We start from the raw sequence: 9,392 nt of genomic DNA, 5'->3' as shown, positions 1-9,392 counted from the left end.
TGCGATCCGGACGGGACTCGAACCCGCGACCTCCGCCGTGACAGGGCGGCATTCTAACCAGCTGAACTACCGGATCAAATTTTGTTTTAAAAGTAAATTGAAAAACTTTTGCGATCCGGACGGGACTCGAACCCGCGACCTCCGCCGTGACAGGGCGGTATTCTAACCAGCTGAACTACCGGATCATGTTTTTGTTTTTAAAGAACGTTGTTTCTTTTTTGTGATGGCAAAAGTACAACTTTTTTCGTTACCTGCAAATTTATTTCAAAAAAAATGCCTCCCGAAAACGGAAGGCGTTCATTATCAAATTTATTATTTTTACAAGTGTGCGCTCAATTTCTCAGCGATCACTTCTTTTGGAGCTACTCCTACTAATTTGTCAACCACTTCTCCATTCTTAAAAATAAGAACTGTAGGAATATTTCTGATCCCGTACTGCATAGAAATATCCTGGTTGTTATCCACGTCTACTTTCCCTACTATTGCTTTTCCTTCGAAATCGCTTGCTACTTCTTCGATGATTGGTCCCAACGTTCTGCAAGGTCCGCACCATACTGCCCAAAAGTCTACTAATACCGGCTTATCTGATTTTAAAACCGTTTCCTGAAATGAGCTATCTGTAATTTCTAAAGCCATTTTTGTTTCTTTTATTTAAATTAATATTATTCTTTTATAATTTCCTTAATTGGATAATCAAAATTACGCTTTTTGAGTAATAAGACTATCTATGCTCAACATTTGTATTTTCTATAACGAAATCTTTAGAAATTTCTTTCAGCGCTGTTGCCAATGCATCAATATCTTCTTTAGTCGTTAAATGGCTGAAAGAAATACGAAGCGGCGTGCAATGATCCATTTCATCTTCAGATAAAACCATCATCATCACCATAGAAGGTTTTGAGGCTCCCGAAGAACACGCACTTCCCTGAGAGATTGCGATTCCTTTCATATCTAACTGAAGCCCGATAAGGGGATTTTTGTATGGTAATAAAGCGCTTAAAACGGTGTAAAGACTGTTTTCCTTCTCAGAACTTCTTCCGTTGAATTTAATGCCCGGAATTTCCGCTGTAAGTCTTTCTACGGCGTAGCTTTTAATTTCTTGCATATGATGGGTATACGCTTCAAGGTTTTTAAGAGAGATTTCCAGTGCTTTTCCTAAGCCTACAATTCCTGCAACATTTTCTGTTCCCGCTCTTAAGCTTCTTTCCTGTGGTCCTCCTGTAATAATTCCTTTTAAACCGCTTGATTTTCTGATGAACGCAAACCCAACGCCTTTTGGTCCGTGAAATTTATGGGCACTGCAAGAAGCAAAATCTACCTTAATCTCCGATAAATCTAGGTTCATATGTGCCATCGTCTGAACGGTATCTGAATGGAAAAGTGCATTATTTGCCTTGCAGAGTTCCGCTACTTTTTTAATATCGATAAGATTTCCGATCTCATTATTGGCGTGCATTAAGCTTACCAGAGTTTTCTTGTCGGAAGCTTTTAACAGTTCTTCCAGTTTATTAAGATCAATATCTCCTTTTTCATTGGGACGGATGTAGTTTACCTCTACTCCTTTTCTGCTCTTCATATCCAGAATACTCTCAGAAACACATTTGTGCTCAAGGGGTGAGCTGATGATTCTTTCTATTCCAAGATGCTCGACAGCAGATTTGATGATCATATTGTTCGATTCTGTACCGCAAGAGGTGAAAATAATTTCAGCGGGCGTTACATGAAGATAGTCTGCAACCTGCCTTCTTACGTTTTCGATAAGAATTTTCGCTTCCTGCCCAAAACTGTGTGTAGAGGATGGATTTCCGAAATTCATTTTCATGGTATCAACCATTGCATCGATAACTTCTTCCGAAAGTGGAGTTGTTGCAGCGTTATCAAGGTATACTTTATTCATTTTTACTTTGAAAATATTAGTTTCTGTGGAATATGTACAATCTGTAAAACCTACAAAATCAGTAGAGTTTATCGTTTTAAAAGACTCCGCTTCATCTGTATATTTTACCGCCCAAAATTAGTGAAAAAATTGGTAATGTCCTTCATTCGCCCACTTCAACATCGGCTTATCTCCGGAAGTATCTCCAAAAGCGATAATTTTATCGTATTTATGATTGCTGATTTCCTGCTGAATTCTTACCAGTTTTTCGTTTCCGTTGCAGTTTTTTCCCACAAAATTTCCGGTAAAAACTCCGTTTCTAAACTCGGCCTTGGTGGAAACAAGCTGCATTTTAAAAGCTTCGGCAAATGGTTTTGCCCAAATGTCTAACGATGCGGTAACCAATAGACTGTACGTATTATTATGATCTATATTTTGAATAAAATCCAATGCATTTTCCCTTACGATTTTAGGATAATAATGTTCAAAGAACTGTCTGGATTTTTTTTCGATTTTTTCCTGAGTCTGTCCTTTCAGAATAGAACCGATAAAGCTTTTTTTCACTTTTTCCGTATCGGCAAGTTTCAGTTTTAAAAGAACAAAAAGCGGAACATGCTTCAAAAACTGCAAACGAAATCTTGTAGGATCATAGAATTTAAGATACATAAACATGGTATCTTTGTAAGTAAGCGTTCCGTCGAAATCGAAGCAGTACAGTTTTTTCATCGCTTTAAGTCAATTTTAGAATATTTATCTTGTAACGTAAAGATCGAAAGTATATTTTAAATAAAATAATTTTAAAGCTTTAATTTTTTAAAAATAAATTCAGGAATATTTCTGATGATCATCATGATAATTCCCCAGACCGGCAAAACATAGGCTACGTTTTTCTGTTTTTTATACGCTTTGAAAATAGATTCTGCTGCCTGTTTCGGGGTTGCGGTAAGTTTTGGATTCAAAGGCAGACCTTCAGTCATTTTTGTTGCCATAAAGCCGGGCTTCACCGTCATTACGTGAACTTTTTTATCGAAAAGATAATTTCTTAAGCCGCTTAAATAAGCTGTGAAAGCCGCTTTTGCACTTCCGTAAATAAAATTACTCTGTCTTCCGCGATCTCCGGCAACAGAAGAAAGACCGATGATTGTTCCGGATCTTCTGCTTTCAAATTTCTGCGCAAAATAATTCATCACAGGAACCAGTTTAGCGTAATTGATATCAATAATCCGTTGTGTATTTTTATTGTCATACAATCCTTCTTCTGTTCCCTCTCCTAAATATCCTGTTGCACAGAACAGCAAATTTGAATTGATATAGTCAAACTGATTGTAATCTATCCCTTTCATGAGATCGAGCTCTATCACTTCGGACTGCTGAAGAAATTTCACATCAATATGCCTTGCAAATCTTTCGGTCGTTTCTTTACTGGAGGTAAAAAGATAGATTTTTTCAAATTTCTCCCCTTCCTGCAATGCTTTTTCTACAAAAGCCTGTGCTACTTCCGATGTACTTCCTAAAACGATCATGTCTGCTAAATATTATTTAAAATTCTTTTATGCTGCAGAGACACAAATTTTGAGCTCTGAACATTTTTCAGATAGTTGGTAAGCGAAGATCTGCTCATGCTGTCTTTGGTAAGATAAATTTTACCGTTGTACTGCTCTACAATATCATCCAGTTGATCAATCAGTTTTTTCAATTTGGAATTGACTTTGAAATCCAATGCCAGAGAATATCCTTCAAACGGAAAGGAATTGTAAGCTTCCGGATTTTCTTTTCCGTACAGCTTTAAAACAGCTAAAAAAGACCCGTTTCCGCTGTTGGCAATGGTTTCCAGAATTTTTTTCATTCCTTCTTTTCCGGATTCTTTGGGAATCATCATCTGATACTGGATAAAGCCGGATTTTCCGTAAATCTTGTTCCAGTCGTGAACGAAATCAAGAGGATAAAAGAAGGTTTCATAATCAATAAAATTTTTAACTTCCTTTTTGGACTGTTTTTTATAATAGAGATAATTGAAAATCTTTACTGTTAAACTGTTTAGAACAAATCCCGGAAAATAAAACGGAACGGTAGGTTCAAATTTCTTCTTTAGACGTAAAGGTTTTTCTTTGAATTTCTGAGGCAGTTCATGCTGAAAAGCGTGTTCTCCTCTCATCAGAATACTTCTTCCGATATTTTTACCTTTCTGAAGGCAGTCGATCCATGCAACGGTGTACGTCCAGCTTTCGCTTTCCTCAAACAAGTTAAAGATTCCATCCAGATTTTCTGCTTTAATGCTTTCCTGACGGATGTATGCGGATTCAATATTTTTAAGCTTGAATTTCGCCGTTAGAATAATCCCGGTTAATCCCATTCCTCCAATAGTCGCCCAGAATTTATCTGAATTTTCTTCTCTTGAACAGTTGATGATGTCTCCGTTTTCGATCATCAGTTTAAATTCAATCACATATTCGGAAAAACATCCTTCAGCATGATGATTTTTACCATGAACATCGGAAGCAATGGCGCCTCCTACAGAAACAAACTTCGTTCCCGGCGTTACATATAAAAAATATCCCTGCGGAACGGCAATTTCCAGCACATCGGAAAGCAGAACCCCCGATTCGCATTCAATAATACCGTTCAGACGGTCGAAACTGATGAATTTATTTAATTTTTTGGTTGAAAATATATGCTCTCCCAATGAAGAATCTCCATAACATCTTCCGTTTCCTCTTGCAATCACTTCATTATGATTCAGAACAAATTCTTTTATTTTTCTGAAGCTGTCATCAGACCTCATTTCTTTTTCCACTATGGGAAAATTGCCCCAGTTGGTTACTTTTTGTACAAAATTCGGCTTCATTTTTTAAAATAGATTTGAATTAAAAATGCAGCAACCCACAACACTAAGGTGATCTGAATGTATCTGTCTCTGTAAACAATTTTCGTGGGAGATTCGGTTCTGTTGTATACCAAAGTCTGCTGTAAATATCTTAAGAAGGCAAAAACAACAAAAATTACGGTATAAAATACTCTTGAATGAAATCTTGCCTGAACTTCAGGAGACAGGGTAAACATCAGATAACAGACAATAGCCAGAGTAACGGAAATGGAGAGTGCAATGTCTGCAAACTGTACATTGTAGCCGTCTAATGCTCTTCGCGTTTTTCCGGAAACCTGCGCATTAATGAGTTCTCCACGTCTTTTTCCTATGGCTAAAACCAGTGCAAGCACAAAAGTGAGTAAAATTGCCCATTGAGAAATGCTGATTCCCGTAATGTAACCTCCGGATAAAACTCTTAATACAAATCCTACCGCAATGATGGAAATATCAATAATCGGAACGTGTTTCAGTTTAAAAGTGTAAGCAAGATTCATCACGAAATAAAATCCTACAATTGTTGCAAATTTCCACAAACTTTCCTGAAAATACATCTGAGCAAAGAAAACCAGTGCAATATCCAGAATAATAAGTCCTGTAAAAATTCCCACTGCCTGAGATTTTGAAATGGCTCCGCTCGCTAAAGGTCTTCTCCTTTTTTCGGGATGTTTCTTATCTGCTTCAATATCGTTGTAATCATTTAAAATATAAACGACACTTGCAGCCAAAGAAAAAATGATAAAAGCAAAGATGCTTTTTGCGAGTAAATCAAGGTTTTTTATATTACCCGAGAAAAAAAGAGGAACAAAAACAAACAGGTTCTTCACCCATTGCTCAACACGGAGCAGCTTTAAATATTTCTTCATTTATGTTGTTTCAAATGCAAAAATAGTAATTTCAAAAAATATCACCATAAAAATACAAAAATAACCGCTATTGCGGTTATTCACGAAAATATTTATATGTTAAATAATTATTGACCGTTCTGTGCGTCGTTAATCATTTTTTCATTGGCAGTAATGGCGAATTCTACTCTTCTATTTTTAGCTCTTCCTTCTTCTGTATCGTTTGTTGCAACCGGCATACTTTCTCCTTCACCTAAAGCAAATAATCTGTTTGAAGCAATTCCTTTGCCTGCTAAATACGCTTTTACAGAGTTTGCTCTTCTTTCGGAAAGACTCATGTTGTAAGAATCTGAACCTTTGCTGTCGGTGTGTCCGTAGATATTAATATTGGTATCCGGATTGTTCGTTAAAACCTGAGCCAGTTTATCTAAGTTTGTTTTGGCAGTACTTGTTAAAGCTGAAGAATCGAAATCGAAGTTAACGATGCTTTCATTCAACGTAATTTTGATACCGTCTCCTACTCTTTCTACCTGAGCTCCCGGTAAAGTTTCTTTAATTTCTCTTGCCTGCTTGTCCATTTTAGAACCGATAACATTACCGGCAACACCACCGATAATACCTCCTAAAACAGCTCCTAAAGCTGCATTTTTACCTTTTCCTACGTTATTTCCTAAAATACCACCAAGTACAGCTCCGGAAGCAACACCTACTGCTGTTCCTCTCTGCTGATGGTTAGAGTTTTGTACAGCCTCACAACTTGTAAGCAGTAATGCTGATGATAAAAATAACGCTCCGATATATGTTTTTGTAAATTTCATCTTTTTATATTTTTAATATTAAATTATTTCATCCCTGTTCTTTCGAAGTTGTAAACAACTCTTACATTTTCTCCGTCGAAAGGAATATTCTGTTCCAATGAGAATTGGTCTGTATTCTGGTTAATCAGCGTTAAAGTATATCCTGCTGTATTTTGCTTCGCTTTTGTTCCGTCAGCAATTTTTTTGAAATTGAAAGTATTTCCGCTTACCACATCAATCTTAATTGGCTGTGTAAATCCTGTTCCGCACGTTCCTCCTCCGTTTAATGTATAAGCTCCTGTCCAGTTATTAGGAATTAGTCTCCAGTGACTTCCTACGAAACACTGCGCATCTACCCCATCATCGAATGGCTTTACTTTAAAATTTTTATCGTAATTCACACTGACGATCTGCCAGTCTCCTTTCATTTTCAAAAATTCTGATCTTTGAGTTTGGGCTGTTTTAGCATTATTTACTGCGGAACAAGACACTGCAAAAAGCGCTGTTCCCAACATCCCTGCAAGTAGTAACTTTTTCATTTTGTTGTTTATTATTTTGTTACAATAAAGTTACAAAAAACCGTGCCAAAATTAAATATTACCAATAAAAAAAGTCCGAAAATTTCGGACTTTGTATGTTTCTTTCTTAAATACAGGAAGATATACTATTTTTTAACAGTCTTTTTTACGGATTTTTCAGCCTTCTTTGAAGCACCTCCTTTTCCGTTATAGAAGTTTGTATATGCATATTCCGCTGCTTTTTTAAGATCAATTACACCTCCTGCTTCAGAGAAATCCCCAAATTGGTTTGCAGTACTTGGGTTGCTTGATTTTACCAATGATTCTATGATCTGTGCCGGAGTTAAATTAGGCATATAGGCTAATAAAACCGCTGCAGCTCCTGCTACAACCGGAGAAGCCATAGAAGTTCCCTGTAAATATTTATACTCATTGTGAGGAACGGTAGAATAAATTTCTTCACCCGGAGCAAAAACATTTACCATTTTCTTATTGAAGTTGGAGAAACTCGCTCTTAAAGCATCATTTTTATTGGTACTTGCTCCTACAACCAATACGTTGTTTACAAATGGTTTTTCATCTGTTACATTTTTAAAATTGGTAGGATAAGCTAAATGTTCTGCAACATCTTCGTTTTCGTTTCCTGCAGCTTTTACCAGAAGAACTCCTTTATCCTGAGCATATTTAAATGCATCCCAAACAACATTTTTACCCGGAGAAACAGGTTTTCCGAAACTCATGTTCAAAACTTTCGCACCATTATCAACAGCGTATCTGATGGCATTAGCAACGTCTTTATCTCTTTCGTCACCATTCGGAACGGTTCTTACAGACATGATTTTTGCTACTCTTGAAGCAACTCCGTACTGTATTTCTTTTCCGTTGGGAAGACCGGCAATAATTCCCGCTACGTGAGTTCCATGTTCTGCATCCGGACCTTCGTAATGGTTGTTTCCATAGTTTTTCTCAGAATAGTCGTCATAGTTATCTCCTACGATTTCTTTTCTCGGATCGTAATCCAGATTGTATTGTTTTTCCTGAGGACCAAAATAATCTAAAGCTTCTTTAATCTGGCCGCTCATTGCTTTTTCGAATTCAGCTGCCGATTTTCCTTTAAATTCAGGACTTTGAGCAACCTGTGTTAAAACCTGTACAGCCATTGCTTCTCTCTGATCTGCCGGTTTTATAGCGGCAACATTTTCAGGAGTAAGAGGTTTTCCGTTCAGTAGTTTTACCATTACGGGAATTGCCTCATTAATCATGGAATAGGTTTTGAAACCCTGTTTTGCCTCTACACTTTTCTTGGTGAAAAGATCTTTGGCCTTCATATACATGGCAAATTCTTCAGGCATTTTAGCTTGATTTGCTTTGTTTTTTGTAGAGTCGTCTCCTTCAAAAACAGGCTTATATTTAGCAACAACTCTGGTTACCTCCATGTTATCGATATCAATATCTCCGTTTTTTCCACCGATGAAATTCCATCCGTGAATATCGTCGACATATCCGTTTCCGTCATCATCTTTTCCGTTGTTCGGCACTTCATTAGGATTTGTCCAGATGTTTTTTACCAATCCGGGATGATCTACCTGAACTCCGCTATCTAAAACTCCAACCAAAACTGTTTTAGGTTTAAGACCTTTAGATTCTAAAAACTTATAGGCATTTTCTGTATTTACCCCATAAACTTTCGTTGTAGCAAAATCTTTATGATACCATGTCATAAGATCTTTATCCTGCATCGGATCTTTTGCTTCCTGCGCTTGAGAAAAACCAATCCCCACTAAAAAAACAGCAGCTAATAATACCTTTTTCATTTTACTATGAATATTTAATATTTTTAATATAAGTCAAAGATTCCGGTCCTTTGTTACAAATTAAGTCCAAAACTGATAAATCTTTCAGGAAACCGAGTTTATCAGAGAATGTCTGATAATATTCATCCATTTCAAATTCTGAAGGTAACTTGGCTGAAAACTGATCTCTGAAATTAATTTCTTCCGGAATTTTGATATATTCTTCATTCAAAGAGTGTGCCTTTTCCGTTTTAAGGATCTGTTGAACGATTTCAAGAGTTTTCAGGTTAAAATCCAACAGATACTTTTCTTTCAGATCATAAATTTTTCTGAATTTATCTTCATAAAATTCAAAATAAGGCGAACTCTGATATGCCGTTTTAATGGATTTCCAATGAAGATTTCTCCAGTCTTCACGGTGAGAAATTTCAATATCCTTAAATTCTCTGCATCCGTTATGAGCAATAGGAATGATTAATGATAATTTTCCGTTTGCTCCAAAAATATTGGCTCTGTTTCTGTAGGTTTGTTTGGGAAAACTTTCAAACTGTTCAAATATAATTTCATTTTCAGGATCTAAAAAAACTGAAAACCAAGAAATTGGCGGTAAATAAAACGCCGGTAATAATACATTCTTCATATTCATAATGCAAAAATGAAGTATTTTTTCAAATACTTCATTCTATTTATAATTTATTTT

General features: G+C 36.4%; 10 protein-coding genes and 2 tRNA genes. All 12 read right to left on the bottom strand.

The annotated features are described in order from the left end of the window. Positions 1–2: 2 nt before the first annotated feature. The 12 genes from B0E34_RS20855 to B0E34_RS20800 all read right to left on the bottom strand — a co-directional run bounded on the left by B0E34_RS20855 (position 3) and on the right by B0E34_RS20800 (position 9,338). Positions 3–76: transfer RNA gene (locus B0E34_RS20855), tRNA-Asp, on the bottom strand. A 35-nt stretch (positions 77–111) separates the two neighbouring features. Then, positions 112–185, bottom strand: a tRNA-Asp gene (locus B0E34_RS20850). 133 nt (positions 186–318) lie between these two features. Then, positions 319–636: a thioredoxin gene (gene trxA / locus B0E34_RS20845; protein ID WP_076392215.1), complete on the bottom strand. Its 318-nt coding sequence runs from the start codon at positions 634–636 to the stop codon at positions 319–321. Positions 637–721: 85 nt separating this feature from the next. Continuing rightward, the gene (locus tag B0E34_RS20840) at positions 722–1,897 is read right to left on the bottom strand and encodes a cysteine desulfurase family protein (protein WP_087712462.1); all 1,176 of its coding nucleotides are present in this window, start codon (positions 1,895–1,897) and stop codon (positions 722–724) included. A 117-nt stretch (positions 1,898–2,014) separates the two neighbouring features. Then, on the bottom strand, positions 2,015–2,602 hold the full coding sequence (locus B0E34_RS20835; RefSeq protein WP_087712461.1) for an HAD-IB family hydrolase: 588 nt from the start codon (positions 2,600–2,602) through the stop codon (positions 2,015–2,017). Between the two features lie 71 nt (positions 2,603–2,673). Beyond that, positions 2,674–3,399 (bottom strand): SDR family NAD(P)-dependent oxidoreductase, encoded by a 726-nt coding sequence (locus B0E34_RS20830; protein WP_087712460.1) that lies wholly within the window; start codon positions 3,397–3,399, stop codon positions 2,674–2,676. A gap of 5 nt (positions 3,400–3,404) precedes the next feature. Further along, positions 3,405–4,721 carry an FAD-binding oxidoreductase gene (locus tag B0E34_RS20825; RefSeq protein WP_087712459.1) on the bottom strand — a complete coding sequence of 439 codons (1,317 nt, stop codon included), beginning with the start codon at positions 4,719–4,721 and terminating at the stop codon, positions 3,405–3,407. Continuing rightward, complete coding sequence (locus B0E34_RS20820) at positions 4,718–5,605, bottom strand: decaprenyl-phosphate phosphoribosyltransferase (protein ID WP_076392205.1); 888 nt, start codon at positions 5,603–5,605, stop codon at positions 4,718–4,720. Before B0E34_RS20820 ends, B0E34_RS20825 begins: the two co-directional genes overlap by 4 nt. Before the next feature lie 107 nt (positions 5,606–5,712). Continuing rightward, on the bottom strand, positions 5,713–6,402 hold the full coding sequence (locus B0E34_RS20815) for a YiaD family glycine zipper/OmpA-like lipoprotein (RefSeq protein WP_076392203.1): 690 nt from the start codon (positions 6,400–6,402) through the stop codon (positions 5,713–5,715). A 23-nt stretch (positions 6,403–6,425) separates the two neighbouring features. Continuing rightward, positions 6,426–6,920, bottom strand: coding sequence for a lipocalin family protein (locus B0E34_RS20810; RefSeq protein WP_087712458.1), 495 nt, complete (start codon positions 6,918–6,920; stop codon positions 6,426–6,428). A gap of 125 nt (positions 6,921–7,045) precedes the next feature. Beyond that, positions 7,046–8,713, bottom strand: coding sequence for a S8 family serine peptidase (locus tag B0E34_RS20805; RefSeq protein WP_087712457.1), 1,668 nt, complete (start codon positions 8,711–8,713; stop codon positions 7,046–7,048). 4 nt (positions 8,714–8,717) lie between these two features. Then, positions 8,718–9,338: a WbqC family protein gene (locus B0E34_RS20800; RefSeq protein WP_371263859.1), complete on the bottom strand. Its 621-nt coding sequence runs from the start codon at positions 9,336–9,338 to the stop codon at positions 8,718–8,720. Positions 9,339–9,392: the final 54 nt, after the last annotated feature.

Source organism: Chryseobacterium mucoviscidosis, from assembly GCF_002177115.1.
Taxonomy (GTDB): Bacteria; Bacteroidota; Bacteroidia; order Flavobacteriales; family Weeksellaceae; genus Chryseobacterium; species Chryseobacterium mucoviscidosis.
The sequence above is the reverse complement of the archived record's forward strand: the minus strand, read 5'-3'. Positions and strand labels throughout refer to the sequence as shown.

What these genes read in the sequence shown, in the direction of transcription:
- trxA (WP_076392215.1), bottom strand. Translation starts at nt 636, where the DNA reads ATGGCTTTAGAAATTACAGATAGCTCATTTCAGGAAACGGTTTTAAAA.
- B0E34_RS20840 (WP_087712462.1), bottom strand. Translation starts at nt 1,897, where the DNA reads ATGAATAAAGTATACCTTGATAACGCTGCAACAACTCCACTTTCGGAA.
- B0E34_RS20835 (WP_087712461.1), bottom strand. Translation starts at nt 2,602, where the DNA reads ATGAAAAAACTGTACTGCTTCGATTTCGACGGAACGCTTACTTACAAA.
- B0E34_RS20830 (WP_087712460.1), bottom strand. Translation starts at nt 3,399, where the DNA reads ATGATCGTTTTAGGAAGTACATCGGAAGTAGCACAGGCTTTTGTAGAA.
- B0E34_RS20825 (WP_087712459.1), bottom strand. Translation starts at nt 4,721, where the DNA reads ATGAAGCCGAATTTTGTACAAAAAGTAACCAACTGGGGCAATTTTCCC.
- B0E34_RS20820 (WP_076392205.1), bottom strand. Translation starts at nt 5,605, where the DNA reads ATGAAGAAATATTTAAAGCTGCTCCGTGTTGAGCAATGGGTGAAGAAC.
- B0E34_RS20815 (WP_076392203.1), bottom strand. Translation starts at nt 6,402, where the DNA reads ATGAAATTTACAAAAACATATATCGGAGCGTTATTTTTATCATCAGCA.
- B0E34_RS20810 (WP_087712458.1), bottom strand. Translation starts at nt 6,920, where the DNA reads ATGAAAAAGTTACTACTTGCAGGGATGTTGGGAACAGCGCTTTTTGCA.
- B0E34_RS20805 (WP_087712457.1), bottom strand. Translation starts at nt 8,713, where the DNA reads ATGAAAAAGGTATTATTAGCTGCTGTTTTTTTAGTGGGGATTGGTTTT.
- B0E34_RS20800 (WP_371263859.1), bottom strand. Translation starts at nt 9,338, where the DNA reads ATGAATATGAAGAATGTATTATTACCGGCGTTTTATTTACCGCCAATT.